This is a genomic window from Pseudomonas sp. S1(2024) (assembly GCF_046557535.1).
The window spans coordinates 172,793-187,284 of record NZ_JBKGFP010000001.1 but is presented as its reverse complement, the minus strand read 5'-3'; the positions used below and the strand labels follow the sequence as shown (position 1 = coordinate 187,284).

The window sequence follows — 14,492 nt, the reverse complement described above, 5'->3', positions numbered from 1 at the left end:
AGAGGGGACGGTGCAATGCCCCCTTGAATTGGGGCTCATAAGGGGCGCAATGCCGTTTTCCGGGGGCTGGCTGATAGAGCTAGAATGCGGCAGGTGTCACCCTGCGATTGCTTGATAACCGTTAGGGCTGAACATCAATTTCTGTATGCCCCTTGAAGCGCCCGTGCGCTCCAGGGGCCTTCAATACTCATTTATTGCGTGGTGCATGCTTGGCAACATAATCCACGGCCCATTGCTTACTGTGCTGGCGTTCGACTTCCAGCTCCATTTGAGCAATGCCGTAGGCAATCAGCCCCGATTCCTGCTCAGCCGTCAGCAGTGGCATGGGGATGTCTGAGGGTACAGAGGCGGTGCCCTCGATCTCGGCTACTCGCTCAGCCAGCCAGGTGTAAGCACCCCGCAAGCCAAGCTGGGCAATGCTGCCGATCAGCCGGCGCCCATTTTGCCGGTAAATCCAGAAGGGGGCTCGCTTGCCGACATTAAGCACGATGCCTGACACCGCAAAGGCGTCTTCTACATGCTCCAGCTTTTTCAGGCGCCAGGGCACCAGGCCCAAGGCCTTTTCGCAGCTGTCGCGGTACGCCTGCGCCTCCAGGGTGGCGCCCTCGAAACTGCCGACAGTCCCGAAGTAGAAGCTTTTCTGACAGCGCAGACGGCTTTGGTTCAGCGCCTGCCTGGCATCGGCAGTCGACTCGACCGACACCCGCCAACCCCGGAAATCCTTCGAGGCATTGTCCACACGCTGATGGATGCGCCGTTGGGCATAGTCCTTGGTGGAGCGCCAAGGGGCGTAGACCATCCATGGCTCAAGCTGATGGATCGTCAGGTGGCGCAGGTCGGCCAGGGTCATGCTGGGAGAATTCATTCAAACCACTCCTAGTCGTGGGCTTCAGAAGCTATCGCTGGTGGAGATCGAACCACCGCCGCTTGAGATGCTGTCACTGACAGTGAAATTGTTGTCCGAGCGGGTACCGCTGCTGCTCGAAATGCTGGAGCTGTTGCTCTGGTAGCTCTGCGTTTGTTGCACGATACTGGAGTTGCTGGCGCAGGTTCGCTCGAAGTCATCCAGGCTGTAGTGGCCAACCAGGTACCCGGCCATCAGGCGATCGATATCAAAGCTGCCCGGAAACTCTCGGCGCGAACTGTCATAACCATTGCTGGCGTAGCTGTCGCGCAACGCCTTGGTTTTTTTGAAATCTTGCGCAGCCTGTTGCAACCGCCCCTGGATCTCTCGTTCTTGCGCCGCCAGGATGGGCGCCTCGTCATTCAGTTGCTGGTACTGGCGCAACGCAAGGTCGTCTGCACTGCTGCCGGTGTCCTTGGTGAGGCGGTCAAGGGTCGCAAACGAGAATTGCGCCATCGTGTCACGGACTTTGCGGGTAATCTGCCCCATGATGCTGTCTTCCTTGGATTGGAAGTCATCAATGGCTTTCTGCTGCTCGGCAATCTGCTTGCGGCAGTCTTCGCGCTTGGCCTTTGCCTGGGTCACAGCCTTTTCCATCTCATCGTAGCGGTGCTGACGGCGCACCTGCTGCTCGATGATGCGGTAGTTGTCAGTGGCACGGGCAACGGCCAGCCGGGCTTCCACCACCTTCGCATCAGCAAGGCCCGGCAGCTGGGTCAACACATCAAAGTCATGTTTGGCCTGGGTGTAATCGATTTTTTTCGCCACCCAGCCATCAAGGCGGCGGAACAGTCCCTTGCCGAGGTAATCGGTGTTGCCGTAACGCCTGGCCACCAAGTAGCTGAACAATGGGTCGGCCTGGTAAGCCACCAATTTCGCGGCAGTTTCCTTGTGAATCTCGGCGGCCACCTGTACGCAGGTGTCCACGCAGGCGTTTGCCTCATCCATCATGCGACGCTTTTCGCGGAAGTCGCCTGACCTGGCCAGTTCTTCATAGACGCGGATCCGCATGGCTTCGAAGTCGGCTTGGGCCTGGTCGACGGCAACATCGGAAAGACGAAGCGCTGTGCGCGAGCGATCCATCTGAAGGAGCACATCCTGGTAGGCTTGATCGCGGCGGCTGACGAGACTGTCCACTTCACTGGTAACCGCACGCACTGGGTTCTTGGTCTTATCCAGCAAGGCTTCTACATGAATCGAGGCGATCGTGCTCATGCATTCCAGGCGCTTGGCCTCATTGGCTTGCTGGGCATGCTGGTTGCGGCGCAGCTCCGCCTCGATACTGGATTTGGCGCGATCGAGCTGATTGACCCGCTCTTCAATCTTGGAATAAATCTGTTTGCCTGTGGCCATGATCTAGCTCCTTACCAGCGCGTCAGGGTGCCGTTGAGCATCGGCATGGTGTAGTTGAATTCATAAAAACCGGATGGTTTGTCACCGACGTTGGTGTTGTCCAGGATACCGTCAGCGATCTTGTCCTTCTTGACCGCGTCGTACCCCTTTTTACTCACCTCTTGGGCCCACAAGCTGACCCGCTCGACTTTCTTGGTTTCGATGTTGGTGATGTCCATGGCACGGGCTTTGCCTGTCGCATCAACGGCGCGCACCACCAGGTACCAGCGCTTAGGGCCCGGCGTGCTGGCGCTCTGCCCATTCTCATGGTATTCACGCTCGATACCCGATTTGCCAGCGGAGCTGGTGGTGATTTCCATGTGTAAAGGGGTGGCCACATAGTCGGCCAGCGCTGACACCTGGTCGGTGATGCGCGTGTAGCTGTCCTTGTTGCCCTGTTGGGCGGCCAGCTGCGCCTGGGCCATCAGCTTGTTCAGGCGCGCCTTGCCCTCGGCGTCTTTGAAGATTGGCTCGACCTGATTCTGCAGGGCCTGTACGTTGGCGATCAGCTGTTTTGCATTTTGCCGCCCTTGCAGCAACTGATTCAGCTGCTCTACGCCGACACGCGCTTCTTCAACACGGCCTTGACTGAAGTCCATCTCGGCACGCGACAGCTTGAAAGCAACATCGGGTTCGTTGGCGTAACTGGCGTACAAGGCCGATGCTCGCACCTGTGCCAGTTGCTCTGAAGTGCTCTTTAGCGACTCGACCACCGCTACCCGCTTGGCCATCTCGGAGCGAGCAGCAGCAAGTTCCTTGCTGAAGGCGGCGACGTGCGTGTGCGTCTTGGCTTCCCAGGCCGCTTGAGCGGCGACCGGATCTTTCTCGACCAGCGCTTTGTCAACAACCATGCCGGTTTTGCCCCAGGCGCTGATCTCATCGCGCAGCTGGATCAACACCGTCAACTGGTCACTGACCGCCGCGAGTTGCTGGTGCAACAGCAGGGCCGTGCTGGCGCCTTTCTTGGTGAGGGTGTTGAGCCATTGCTGGCGCTCAGTGATGTCTTTCCCCAGCTTCGCCAGGGACTGGTTGAAGTTTTCAACATCCTGCTGGATCGATGCGGCAGCCGACTCGCGGCCCATGCTGTCAAGTACCCCCGAAAGCTTCGTCGCGCCAATGGACAGCACCATGACCCCCAACACACCACTGGCGGCCATGAGCGACAGTTTCTTCCATTGTGGCTGCAGCCACAGGTACGCGCTGGCGAGCGATCGGCTGAAATTGCCGCCGCTCCACCCCTTGTAGGTGAAGCGATCCTTTTTGTAGGCGGCGACCGCTTTTTCAATCATTTCCGGGGTGACATCTTCCACCCCGTTGCGGCGATAGAATGCAGCAAACTCGGCTTCCAGCGCCTGGCGATCTTGATGCAGATTCAGGTGTTTCTCAAGCGACAAGCGCTCATGACGGATGTTATCGATGCTGGCAGCAATGGCCATTGCACTCGGTGTATTCATCAAGTTCTCAGACATGACCATTACGCCTTGGGTTTAGGTTTGCAAGGTGGCGCACGCTTTCACATCATGCGCCGTTCAGCCAATGGATTAAGCGGGAAGGGCATCGTTACCGTGGATGACAACGACGGCCACTGTCGATACCCCTTCCCCTGGAATCAATATCTGGCTAAATCAGGCGCGGGTCAGCAGCGCCACATACTTGGTTTTGCCTTCTTCGGTGGCAAGCGCGGCCTTGGCAGCGTTTTCGGTGCTTTCGCGGCGCAGCTCAGCGGTCATGGTCAGCTGCTTTTCCTTCATCTCCACCACGTGGTCGATGAAGCGCACCAGGTGCTCTGCCATGATGCTTGGGCCATAACCGGCGCGCATGGCCGCCTCCACGTTCTTGCCACCGACTTCGGCCAGGTGCTCCAGGGCACGGCCAATACCGTCCGTCATGGCCTGGGCGGTGGCCGCAGCCTCTGCCATACCGTTGTTCTGGGTGAACTTCACACTCAGGCCGGTCAGGACGATGTCGCTGGTGGAGAAGAACGACACCGCATGCTCGTACATGCGCGCCTTGAGGTCATTGTCCTGCTTGATGCTGGCAAAGATGAACTCCGAGGTGTTGTAGGACACCTTCAGGTTGTCGGCGCAGTCCTTGACGACCTGGTAGTCGGCATCCATGGCCGTGTACTCGCTGATCTTGAGGTCTCGCGCCAGCTCCAGTTCCGAGCGGCGAACGGCGTCACCCTCTGCCGGGAAGGCGGCCAGTTCGGCTTGCGCCTGATCCAGTAGTTGCTTGGCCTTGTCCAGTTCGGCTTCGGCACGCTGGAGAAGCACATGTGCCTGCACTTCACTGTTTTTCAGGGCGAAGCGAAAATCCTGGTAGGCCAGGAGGATGTTGCGTTCACGCTCGACCTGATTACCCAGATCCTTGGAAACAGCATTGTAGACGCTGCCGATCTTGTGGAATCGGGTCGGGAAATTACCGCGACGGGCCTCCATCCACTTGATCTGAATTTTGCCCAGGAACGACAGCTTGCCGCCTTCTACCAGGGACACCTGGGTTCTTGCGTCGGTGATCACGGAGTTGAAGAGTGCAACGACCTGCTCCTGGCGATTGGCGAACTCCATGCCAGAGATCTGCTCGCGGGCCATCTGGTTGAAAGCCTGCTGGCGATTCAGCACCAGGGAGATCACCATGGCTTCGTCTTGACCATACTTCGCGACACGCGCCATCAACTTCTGCACAGGGCCTTCTTCCGCCGTTGGCAGGGCGATGCCCAGTGACTTGAAGCCTGCGACAGCCTTGTCCAGGAAGGTCAAAGCCTGGTTGGCTACCGGGGATTTTACGGGTACGCCGAGGGTCGTTGCGGTCATGGTGGTCATGCGAGAAACCTTTGCGGAGGGATGTGTACGCAATATATGGATAAATTGCCATTCCGTCAACACGTCTGGTTCAACAAAAATGGCAATTTATGGATAAAGGTTTGGTCGCCGACGCATCATCGGATTTCAGAAATGCAGGTAGTGGCCCAGGGCGCGAATGGCATCGTCTGCAGAGCATTCAGGGTGCCTGAGCACATAGGTTGAATCGGCGGCCCCCTGGAGCTTGGTTGCGATATCGTAGACCCCCGATGGATGCTTTAGGACACGGATGCAATTGCCCTTGGCGTCTTCCACCTCCACCAGGGTTTCACTGCTGGCGGGGTAGGGGGCGGCGTTGGCCATGCTACACATTGGAACACCAAGAAATTCGCGTATCTGCTCCTGACAAGCCCAGTATCCTGGATCAAGTAGAGGCGGGCACACTGTTCCGATCGTCACGCGACCCAGTGCCGACATGAAAATGCCGGTGTTGCGTGTGAGCAGTCTGAAAGCACTTTGCTCGATGATCTGGACAAGTTCCTGATGGCCAGTCTGATGCAAATCAGCTTTGACCAATTCCCAGAGATCCTGGCCATGGGATTCGGGTAGGTCACATTGGAAAACGGAATTGAAGGTTTTTTTGAAGCAAATCGGAAGCGGGCTCATGGTATATACCCCCAATAAACGATTAACTGGTAACATCGTCATCCATGCTGATAGCCCAGAGCAAGGCTGTCAAGGTGGCGTGTCATACACAACCTAAAAGGAGGGGGAGCGATGCGATCGGAACGAACAGAGAAAATGCTGGCGCTGATTGATCAGCGCTTATCCGCGTATTCAGTCGAGGAAACGATTGAGCGGTTGCATGCCTATGGCGGGGTCGGCCCAACGGTTAATGAGTTTTTGCAGGGCATGGGCTCCGGGGCTGTCCAACCAAACCCCATTGCCCATTCCATCGGTCACAGCAGCGATAGCATCCCTGATGTATAGATATCCGATTCACGTCCCATGATGGGAGCCACCGTTTCTGGGAATTGCGGCCCAATCACCAACAGGTGGTTGCCATTCATTTCCAGCGACACGGTGGGGATCTGCTGCCCTTCCAGGGCATCACGCAGGCCCTTGAGGGCCGCATCGGTCTTGATACCCATACCAATCTTGCCAAAGCCTGCGTTCAGCCACCCACGCAGGGCGGGATCTTGCAGTGGCAGCACGGCGTGAGACCCGGCATCGAGAGGCTGGCTGATCAGCTTGTTCATCATCTGCAGGCAACCGATGGCCGCCATGCGGGCAGCATGCTCTTTCGGTAAGGCTCGCTCCTTGGAGAACACAAACCATTGTCGGGCGATCAGGTCGGCGCCGGACATGGGCACCGCTTTATTCGGTGAGGCGCTGAACGCCCCCTGGGCAGCGGTGGTAAGTGTCGGCACGCCACCGAACTCGGTCAGACCACGGTCGATGATGATGGACGCGTTGGCCGGATCGGGCAGGGAATTGTGCAGTGCCTCTTCGTTTTCAACGGGGTGGACACTCACCGCTTGTTCACGCAGCAGTACCTGAAGGGTCATGTAGGCGGCATAGGGCAGCAAACGCAGATCCCCGCCATCATCCATGGCATTGAGCAACTGCGCGCAGGCGGCGTGCGCGACTTGTGAGGCAAGCTTGCCCTTGCGCATACCCAAGTCTTTGCGGAAAAACAGGTTCAATTCGCTCATGCAACACTCCTTTCTAGAATGGGGTCATTATACGCAAGAGCACTGGCCGGCAATAGTCGCATTGACTTCCTCCCTGCCCTAAAGAGCGGGGAATCATTCTGCAAATGCTTGGGCTCCGCCGCTGGAAATCCACCCCGAGCATAGCGCCGATATAGCGCACATTGTCGTACAGCACGGTGGTGCAGTCGAGGAAGGTGAAGCCAGGTAGTCGCTCGGCATGCTGGCGGAACAGTGCCCAGACCTTGACCATGCTTGCGCTGTACGCCTCATGATTGCCCGGCAGGTACACGGCATCCCGCGCTTTGAGCGTCTCCCCGATGAAGGCGAGTCCCTGGTCAAACTAATGCAGGTCACCTGCGATCGGGCAGAGGTCAGCATCGCCCCACGGGTGGTGCCATGGGGGTCACATCAAGATGCAGATCCCTAAACAACTGGCCTTTCATGGTCAAGCTGGGCGATCAATTTATCGATATCCCGAAGTTTATCCAATGCGATGTCCAAATGGCCACAAGCCCGCCACATTTCCTCGCTGGTGACATTGTTGCCGTGACGAATGTCGTCGATGTTCGCCAGGGCGTGCTTGACCGGGTTGCGCAAGGATTGAACGGCCTCCACAACTTTTTCAAGATCCTTTAAGCGCGCCTCAAGGGATTGGATACGATGCTGTGCATTGTCCATGAACAACTCCTTATGGCGTGATGGCGCAGGCCTTGAGCGACATGTCTTCCCAGATCTCGATCTGCACGTCCTGGGCTCTGGCCATGGCGAGTAGATGTGCCACCTCGGGATCCTCGGTATCGCGCACGATCAACAGTGCCGGCTTCTTGCGCTGGAAGAGGCGGGTGGATTCACCGATACCCGGTTTCAAGAACGTCGGATTGTTGATGCCCAGGCGGTTGGCCACCAGCTGGTAGAACTCCAGCATCCTGACGCTGGCAGTCTCTTTGACTGTCACTTGGTGCAGCGAGGTGTGGCCGCGATCGATGGCCTGCTTGATGCACCCGGCGATCGTGTCGACGAAGTAGCGACTCAGGTCATGCGGCTCCATGTACTCCAGGTAGGCGGCACCGTGCATGCGCGGCGATTCTGCCGTACCCTGGTAGATAGAGCGGGAGACGAGCCCGGAAATCGGCCCGCTCAGCAGCGCACTGGAAATCAGGCAATCTTCCCGCGTCGCGGCATATTCAGCCACGCCGGCAATGTCGCTCAGGACATACAGAGCGTCGTGGAACTGGCCCAGCCGGTCACCCATTTTTTTGAGGGCAAAAGACAGCTCGTTCCTGACCACACCTTTGCCCGTCCAGCCGTCGATGAAGTACAGCTGCTCAGGTTTGTAGCCTTCGCTGAGGATGGTTTCGATGGCCACCTCGTCGAACCCCCGGCCTTGGACGATCGAGACGGTGAAGTGTGGTGCCTGTACACCCCAGAAGGCCAAGGTGCGCTTAAGCAGAATGCCTGTCGGGGTGCCGGCACGCACCAGCGAGACCAACACCGGCTCTACCTCGCGGGCCTGGGCATCGAGCAGGATCTGCGAGGCGAGGTTGAGGAACAGGTGCGCCAGCTGATCGCCGAAGCGCTCGGTTTGGGTTTTGAACAGGTCGAGAAACGCCTGGTCGGGCACCTCTTCGCGGCTGATCACTTCGTTGTAGTGCGTGCCCGCCGCGATACGTGCGGCACGCTCTTCCTTGGACAGGAATTCAGGGTGCAGGCGTTCCAGCAGCACAGTGACGTCTTCAGGGGCATAGGTATGTGGGAACATGGTGGCTTCCTCAGATATTCATGTGGCGCTGGGCGTGTTGGCCAGCCTGCTCGGCAATGGGAGAAACCGCTGGGGTGAGCATGAAATCACCCAGCCGCATGAAGGGCACATCGGTGTGCGAATCGCCCGCCGTCAAAATCAGCGCGATTTCACCGATTTCATGCGCTGCCTGGTCGAAGCGTGCATCACCAATGCCTGTCTTCAATGCTGAAATCAGGCGCTGGGCAGCTTTCTCCTTGCTGACATAGGTCGGCCAGAAGGCCAGGGTGTAGTCGTTTTGATGCTGGATGTACGTACCCTGCAGGGTCTGGAGGACGGGCTCCAGCTGCAACTGCACGATCTGCATGACCTTGGCGATCTCTTCGGCCTTCAGGTTTTTGATTTGCAGGGTAATATAAAACGGAACGTCACCGCCGAAGCTGTAGCTCAGATCGATCTTCGCCTTGGCGTGTGCTGGCAGGAACAGCTCGGGCAAAAAGGCACTGAGCGTGTCCAGGTCATGCTCCAGAGGCGCTTCGCAGACCCGAGCGGCATCACGGTAGGTGTCCGACCAGGCAGGCAAAGGTGTCCAGAGCGGAGAGTCGTCAATATTTCGGTAAAGAAGAGTTGCGCCATGGTCGGTGAGAGCGAGCTGATTCACATGCTCAGGTGCCCAGCCCCTGGTGCGCTGCATCTGATCAGGCGTGCGCGCCGTCACCGCAACGCAAAAGGCACGCGGCTTGAGGAGGTTGAACAAGGTGTTCTGGGCCTCGGTGGCGAAACAGTGGGCTTCGCCTGAAGCCTTGAAGGTCATCGGGTGGACACCGGCACTGTTGACCCGAAGGCTTTGAAACAGGCAATTGTCCAGATCCGACAAGAACAGAATGTCTTTCATGAAGGTGATCCCAGAAAATGAATTGGAAATATATCGCGTGATTGCCATTTTGTCAATTTCTTGCAAAAGCGACAGCAAGGCAGGCATTGCCACTCCCACAGATGGCTTCGACTGGGCCTGGTTGGCGCCACCAGAGCGATCGTACTGGTGTGCATTGACGGGCAAGCCACTCGGGGGATGGCATTGTCCAGTCATGGAGACTGGTGGTACGCTGTGTTTATAGGACTCACGTGACGACAAGTTGACATTAAAATTTGCCGCAGATTAACGACACTTAAGCAATTTCAACAAGTTAAGGCTGAAAATATTCATGGCAACTAATGAGCGCCCAACAGATGTGGAACTTGAGATCCAGAAGTACGCACTGATTGCCACCCTAGAGTCCCCGGCAACCGATAATGGACGCATTGCCGAGTTGATGGGCGAGCTCCCCTTCGACTTTTCTGCATTGTCCCTCAGAGAAGCCCTCATCGAAGTAGGGGTCGATTATCTGCACTCAGATGCAATCGAAAAACTGAGCCCTGGCTCTGCAGAAATCGTCAACACCGTCATCAAAAAATACGAGGCCTCAATCGTCCGTGCTCCTGGCTTCCTCGCTTGCATCGACTATGTAAGCCTGCAGGATGATGCTGTGTTTAATTTGCTCAACTACTGCGGACTGAAAACGCCGATTGCGAACGAGCTACTGAGACGAACGGCGACTAGCCCAGATTTGGCGGATAGAATGTTTGCCTATGTAGACCTGCACGAAATAATCAATCGACCACCCGAGGCATTACTGAGCATTGCAAGGGCAGAGGATCCAGCCCTTGCCGTACAGCTTATCCAGAAATTGGCCCAAGGGGCCACAGATAGGCCGCGTCTCCAGGGCTACATCCACCAGGTTGGGTCAGAGATCAACCCCAAGGATCATGAAACCAAGCGAAGGGTGCTCTCTGCCTTGTTGACCAACATCACTGATCCACTGACTGTGTATGAGGGCATAAAATGCATGAATCCCATTCTCATGGTGTTCAAGCACCTCCCAGTCAAGTTTGTAGTCAAATCCAATCTGCTCGCTGACATGCTGGTGTACGTAGAGCGCAATCGCGAGGTTGCCCACCAGTGGTTTGCGGAGCACTCTTTGGCCCATGTCACCTTCCCATCAACCATGAAGCCCTGGGCGTCTGACGGCGATAAAAGAGCAGCAGACAAGGGGATGCTGAGCGGTAGTGCTGCTGACGCTCTGGATAGCCTCAGTGTAAAAGATGCCGTAAAAACCATCGTGCGATTGGACATGCTGGCTCGCCTTCCAGAGGGTGCCACAGCAAACGTGGATCTTGAGAAGCTCACTGACAGTGAAATGCTGCTTTTCAGCCCACTCGTCAACGACAACGTGGTAAAAAAGCTGCTGGAACGCGGTCGGGCAGAAGGTTACTTCAATCTAACGGAACTAATGGATGCCAAGGGTGACCAGATGTACAAATACTCCATCATATCCCACCTAGTAACTCCGCAGTACTTCATTGAAAACTGCAATCATAATGTGGCAGAAGGGATCCTTGAGTTGGATCTCGGCCTTTAGGATCGAATCCTGTTTTGTGGCCTCGATTCGTGGTGATCTGATTTGTCTGGCATGATCGATATAATTCAGAAGGTTACCACGACCCTCACTTAAGGCTCAGGGTCTATGTCAAGACTTACTGCCTGGAAGTTGGGTTTAGGTCTCGCAGTAACCACCTCCTCACCAAGTTCAAGCAGAAAGTCGGAGAATTGCTTCGCAACTGGCTGGCCAACTAGCGCTTCTACAAGCCTGGGCGGGGCAATATAGGCTTCGAAGCGTGCAGAAGGCTGGTAACTATTCAGCTCATCAAGCTTCTCAGAGAGTTCAAGCCAAAGGACTTCGTTCTGTGCAAAGTGTTCGGGGTACTTAGACAGGAACTTGTCCACGGCGCGATTAACGACCACCAACTGCCGATTGCGCCAGGTGAGGTAAGGGTTGTCTGACTGAGCGCCTGATTGATTGTGCTGTTCTGCGCAGGGTCGCTCGCAGGGTTCAATAGACTCAATCGTCAAAAGTCCGTAGCCATCGGGCATCAATGGCTGAATGTAGTAGCCTGTGGCCTTAATTGCCAGGCCAGGTTGCAGGAGCTGGGACACTTTTAGATCATACTCGCCTTCAATGATCGTCCGCTCATCCCATCCAGCGTAGGTAACCTTCTTATCTACGAAGGTGCCCTTAACGCTAAATTGCTTCTTGTCCCTCGTAACCTTGGGAAACTTGTTTATGACGATCCTCTCGCCGACAATGCGTGTTTGCATAACTTCCTAGGTCTCTTACGTTGCGGCTCTCCTGCAGTGTAACACAACTCAACGAAAATCTGTAATAGTAAGAGGCTGCTTATTCCTCCTAAGGTTGTGTTTCTGAGCTATTTCAAAATTACAGCCACCAAGCTTTTTCTAAATCTGCAATCATCACGAGCAAAGGCTAATTCGTAAACAGAATCTCCTTCTTTGAGCCCAGGGCTGGCTTCGTAGCTTTCGCCATAGCTGCGCGTCAGGCAAGCTTGCAATTTAGTATGAATTGACGTCTAATAAAAGCAGTGCTTCACCAAGCTCTAAGGAGTCAGCATGCACGCCATTTACAAAGAAGAAGACTGGATTTGAAGCTTTTCGACCATCTGTGGGCACCGATCCTACGCTAGCCCTCTCCACGTCGGGGAGGGCGCGAATGATCGGTGACACATGTCCTCCAACAAAGAAGCGCGGCGTCTTCGGCGCCAGGCTGATGCGAAACAAATCTGCCGGCAATTTCGGATCGTCTTGTGCTACTCGGCAAACTCCGGCCACAGTCAGAAACCCCTGGGTGCATGGCGCAAACAGAGCGCACTGAATTGCGGTCGTTCGGGTTGCCATATGTGCTGCAACCCTCGACGGGTTTTTAAGACTGTAACCTTGGCTGAGCTGCGCGCCCAGGATACGTTTGCCCAGGATCTTGCCGACTACCATCGCGGTTGAACAACTCGGTTATTGGCCGCAGACGCTCCTGCGGCCATCACGCTTTACTCGTCCTCCAGCCAGTACCAGCGCGCTCCCGGCACAAACCCTATGGAATCGCGCCAGGAAGAGTTCACTGCCGCGAGGGCTAGCCCACGATCACTGAAAATTTCCTCAATCGCTGTGTGACTCCCGCCCGGAGATCGCTCGTCTCTTTATGCATAAATTGACTTCTATTTTCGTCCGGGTGATCATATGAAATCCAGCTGCAGCAACGCCTTGCCTATCGATTTGCAAGGGCCCACCCCCAACTGGTGTGTGCGCCTCTTCCAAACACTGAATCGTTGGCAATCCAACGTCCACAACCGTCGTACCCTGGCGCACCTAGATGCCCGGCTGCTGCGTGATTGTGGTATTTCAGAAGTCGAGCGTCAGGCCGAGTTGTCAAAGCCATTTTGGCGATAGCGGGAATTCGTGCGTCCTCCTATTTGAGTGAACAATAATTATGACTGAACTCGCCATCCTATTGGGGTGCTCATTGGCATCCATTCTGTTTTCCGGGCTGATCTCCTGCCTGGAGACCGTGGCCATGCTGGCGGACGAGTTCAAGGTTCGCTCAGTGGTGCAACGGCGAAGCTTGACTCCGTTTCAGCTGCGCATGATCACGGCAGTCAGCGATCGGCGCGACCAGCACATGGCCGGGGCCATGATTCTTCAGGTCATCATTGGCGTGGTGAGCAACAGCACGGTCGGGATTCTGGCGTTCAACCTGTTCTCCGGGCAAGCGATGGCTATCTACATGGGGTTGTCGATTTACGCCAACATCGTTTTTGCGCGCTCACTGCCCAAGGTGGTGGCCCGTCATCATTTCGAAGGCCTTCTGGTGCACCTGGCATGGCTGATGCGGCTGGTGTTCTTCCTGACCTATCCGGCAGTGATGATGACGACCGTATGGATCCGTCTGTTCCGCCTCGATCGCAAACGCACCCTGCGTATGTCCGAGCTCAAGGAAATCGTGACCTACTACTCGGAAAATGGTGTGATTGGCCATCTAGAGGAAAACATCCTGCAGAATGCGTTGCTGCTGCAGCGGATATTGGTCAAGGACATGAAGCCGAGCAGGGGTATGATCAGCGTGGACGCCGGCTCACGCCTTGCCGACCTGGAAACGCAAATCGCCGGTCAGCACGATACCTACTTCATCATCCACAATCACACGGGCATCATGGGGGTTATATCCACCAGGGATGCGGCCATGGGCGTGATGTCGGATCGCAATGCGCGGGCCGAAGACGTGGCGCGTGCCGTGGCACTGATCGATGAGGACAGCAGCATCATTGATGCCTTGGTCATGTTGCGAGAAGGCAAGTGTTCGCGCTTGCTGGTAACCCGCAACGGTATGCCCCTGGGCGTCATTTCAGCAAAAACGATCTACAAGCGTATCTTCCAGGGCGCCGGGCACCATGTAGCCAAGGAGATGCCTGTGGCTGCCTGAGCAATTGCCAGCCGCTGATCAGAGCAGCCGCTACATTGGTCAGACGCACGGGGCAGTCGCATTTTCGCTTGCCGGCTGCTTCTGGTTGAGACAGCCGCCAGGGCCATTTTCTCGGGGGATCCACCAAACTCCTGCCTGGCCGACAGACTCCACGCGTGCCAGCATCATGAGTTTTCAACACGCTATGGCGCCAGCTTCAGTGGCTTAAAAGGGGCTTGGCTCATTTTCCGGCAGTTGTCGACGTGGCGACGGCACTGACGGTTGAGCATCCATATTTCGACGCATGTCTGCCAAACGTGCCAAGGCAGACTTCCACTCATACCCATCAATATCTTTGTGCAGCGCTTCTAGCGCCGCCAAGGCCTCAAGATCAGCTTGTGAGCCCGGTGCGTTTTTTGCCTGACTCAAGGCATGTGCTTGCCCATGGGCAATGCCTGCGTCATAGATCGCTTGCACCATAGCATTGAAGCTGACCGGTAGTCGACGAAAGGAATGACACTGCTCTTCAGTGAGGGTCGGAGAGGGTAGTTGCTTGTGCGTGCTCATACTAGATCCTTGATGATCAACCACCCGTAG

Annotated in this window: 15 protein-coding genes; 4 read left to right on the top strand and 11 right to left on the bottom strand. The window is 56.1% G+C overall.

From position 1 onward, the window contains the following. Positions 1–187: 187 nt before the first annotated feature. From ACLCGK_RS00980 to ACLCGK_RS00960, 5 genes are all read right to left on the bottom strand, one after another. Positions 188–865, bottom strand: coding sequence for a hypothetical protein (locus ACLCGK_RS00980; protein WP_410950902.1), 678 nt, complete (start codon positions 863–865; stop codon positions 188–190). A 24-nt stretch (positions 866–889) separates the two neighbouring features. Further along, on the bottom strand, positions 890–2,257 hold the full coding sequence (locus ACLCGK_RS00975; protein ID WP_410950901.1) for a hypothetical protein: 1,368 nt from the start codon (positions 2,255–2,257) through the stop codon (positions 890–892). An 11-nt stretch (positions 2,258–2,268) separates the two neighbouring features. Next, positions 2,269–3,765: a DUF6384 family protein gene (locus ACLCGK_RS00970; RefSeq protein ID WP_410950900.1), complete on the bottom strand. Its 1,497-nt coding sequence runs from the start codon at positions 3,763–3,765 to the stop codon at positions 2,269–2,271. Between the two features lie 156 nt (positions 3,766–3,921). Further along, positions 3,922–5,118 carry a hypothetical protein gene (locus tag ACLCGK_RS00965; RefSeq protein ID WP_056798888.1) on the bottom strand — a complete coding sequence of 399 codons (1,197 nt, stop codon included), beginning with the start codon at positions 5,116–5,118 and terminating at the stop codon, positions 3,922–3,924. A 126-nt stretch (positions 5,119–5,244) separates the two neighbouring features. After that, positions 5,245–5,763, bottom strand: coding sequence for a hypothetical protein (locus tag ACLCGK_RS00960; protein ID WP_410950899.1), 519 nt, complete (start codon positions 5,761–5,763; stop codon positions 5,245–5,247). A gap of 111 nt (positions 5,764–5,874) precedes the next feature. Here ACLCGK_RS00960 and ACLCGK_RS00955 point away from each other — a divergent pair, with 111 nt between their 5' ends. Beyond that, positions 5,875–6,087, top strand: a complete 213-nt coding sequence (locus tag ACLCGK_RS00955) for a hypothetical protein (RefSeq protein WP_410950898.1) — start codon at positions 5,875–5,877, stop codon at positions 6,085–6,087. On the opposite strand, the gene ACLCGK_RS00950 is transcribed toward ACLCGK_RS00955, so the two are convergent. The 4 genes from ACLCGK_RS00950 to ACLCGK_RS00935 all read right to left on the bottom strand — a co-directional run bounded on the left by ACLCGK_RS00950 (position 6,057) and on the right by ACLCGK_RS00935 (position 9,532). Beyond that, positions 6,057–6,812 (bottom strand): peptidyl-tRNA hydrolase, encoded by a 756-nt coding sequence (locus ACLCGK_RS00950; RefSeq protein WP_410950897.1) that lies wholly within the window; start codon positions 6,810–6,812, stop codon positions 6,057–6,059. The genes ACLCGK_RS00955 and ACLCGK_RS00950 overlap by 31 nt on opposite strands. A 423-nt stretch (positions 6,813–7,235) precedes the next feature. Beyond that, positions 7,236–7,490: a hypothetical protein gene (locus ACLCGK_RS00945; protein WP_410950896.1), complete on the bottom strand. Its 255-nt coding sequence runs from the start codon at positions 7,488–7,490 to the stop codon at positions 7,236–7,238. A gap of 10 nt (positions 7,491–7,500) precedes the next feature. Beyond that, positions 7,501–8,571, bottom strand: coding sequence for a cysteine protease StiP domain-containing protein (locus tag ACLCGK_RS00940; RefSeq protein WP_410950895.1), 1,071 nt, complete (start codon positions 8,569–8,571; stop codon positions 7,501–7,503). A gap of 10 nt (positions 8,572–8,581) precedes the next feature. After that, complete coding sequence (locus ACLCGK_RS00935) at positions 8,582–9,532, bottom strand: hypothetical protein (protein WP_410950894.1); 951 nt, start codon at positions 9,530–9,532, stop codon at positions 8,582–8,584. A gap of 223 nt (positions 9,533–9,755) precedes the next feature. Between ACLCGK_RS00935 and ACLCGK_RS00930 the strand changes: the two genes are divergently transcribed. Next, positions 9,756–11,009, top strand: a complete 1,254-nt coding sequence (locus ACLCGK_RS00930) for a hypothetical protein (protein WP_410950893.1) — start codon at positions 9,756–9,758, stop codon at positions 11,007–11,009. A gap of 89 nt (positions 11,010–11,098) precedes the next feature. Here ACLCGK_RS00930 and ACLCGK_RS00925 read toward each other — a convergent pair whose 3' ends face one another. Next, a complete protein-coding gene (locus tag ACLCGK_RS00925) occupies positions 11,099–11,746 on the bottom strand; it encodes a hypothetical protein (RefSeq protein ID WP_410950892.1) in 648 nt (215 codons plus the stop codon). Positions 11,747–12,676: 930 nt separating this feature from the next. Here ACLCGK_RS00925 and ACLCGK_RS00920 point away from each other — a divergent pair. Together ACLCGK_RS00920 and ACLCGK_RS00915 are read left to right on the top strand one after the other, a co-directional pair. Beyond that, positions 12,677–12,886 (top strand): DUF1127 domain-containing protein, encoded by a 210-nt coding sequence (locus tag ACLCGK_RS00920; protein WP_410950891.1) that lies wholly within the window; start codon positions 12,677–12,679, stop codon positions 12,884–12,886. Between the two features lie 73 nt (positions 12,887–12,959). Further along, complete coding sequence (locus ACLCGK_RS00915) at positions 12,960–13,916, top strand: CNNM domain-containing protein (protein WP_410950890.1); 957 nt, start codon at positions 12,960–12,962, stop codon at positions 13,914–13,916. A 204-nt stretch (positions 13,917–14,120) separates the two neighbouring features. Here ACLCGK_RS00915 and ACLCGK_RS00910 read toward each other — a convergent pair whose 3' ends face one another. Beyond that, on the bottom strand, positions 14,121–14,462 hold the full coding sequence (locus tag ACLCGK_RS00910) for a hypothetical protein (RefSeq protein WP_410950889.1): 342 nt from the start codon (positions 14,460–14,462) through the stop codon (positions 14,121–14,123). Positions 14,463–14,492: the final 30 nt, after the last annotated feature.

Excerpts from the sequence above, each read along its gene's own strand:
- ACLCGK_RS00965 (WP_056798888.1), bottom strand. The coding sequence starts at position 5,118 with ATGACCACCATGACCGCAACGACCCTCGGCGTACCCGTAAAATCCCCG.
- ACLCGK_RS00970 (WP_410950900.1), bottom strand. The coding sequence starts at position 3,765 with ATGTCTGAGAACTTGATGAATACACCGAGTGCAATGGCCATTGCTGCC.
- ACLCGK_RS00960 (WP_410950899.1), bottom strand. The coding sequence starts at position 5,763 with ATGAGCCCGCTTCCGATTTGCTTCAAAAAAACCTTCAATTCCGTTTTC.
- ACLCGK_RS00980 (WP_410950902.1), bottom strand. The coding sequence starts at position 865 with ATGAATTCTCCCAGCATGACCCTGGCCGACCTGCGCCACCTGACGATC.
- ACLCGK_RS00910 (WP_410950889.1), bottom strand. The coding sequence starts at position 14,462 with ATGAGCACGCACAAGCAACTACCCTCTCCGACCCTCACTGAAGAGCAG.
- ACLCGK_RS00945 (WP_410950896.1), bottom strand. The coding sequence starts at position 7,490 with ATGGACAATGCACAGCATCGTATCCAATCCCTTGAGGCGCGCTTAAAG.
- ACLCGK_RS00955 (WP_410950898.1), top strand. The coding sequence starts at position 5,875 with ATGCGATCGGAACGAACAGAGAAAATGCTGGCGCTGATTGATCAGCGC.
- ACLCGK_RS00925 (WP_410950892.1), bottom strand. The coding sequence starts at position 11,746 with ATGCAAACACGCATTGTCGGCGAGAGGATCGTCATAAACAAGTTTCCC.
- ACLCGK_RS00920 (WP_410950891.1), top strand. The coding sequence starts at position 12,677 with ATGAAATCCAGCTGCAGCAACGCCTTGCCTATCGATTTGCAAGGGCCC.
- ACLCGK_RS00940 (WP_410950895.1), bottom strand. The coding sequence starts at position 8,571 with ATGTTCCCACATACCTATGCCCCTGAAGACGTCACTGTGCTGCTGGAA.
- ACLCGK_RS00930 (WP_410950893.1), top strand. The coding sequence starts at position 9,756 with ATGGCAACTAATGAGCGCCCAACAGATGTGGAACTTGAGATCCAGAAG.
- ACLCGK_RS00935 (WP_410950894.1), bottom strand. The coding sequence starts at position 9,532 with ATGCCTGCCTTGCTGTCGCTTTTGCAAGAAATTGACAAAATGGCAATC.
- ACLCGK_RS00975 (WP_410950901.1), bottom strand. The coding sequence starts at position 2,257 with ATGGCCACAGGCAAACAGATTTATTCCAAGATTGAAGAGCGGGTCAAT.
- ACLCGK_RS00950 (WP_410950897.1), bottom strand. The coding sequence starts at position 6,812 with ATGAGCGAATTGAACCTGTTTTTCCGCAAAGACTTGGGTATGCGCAAG.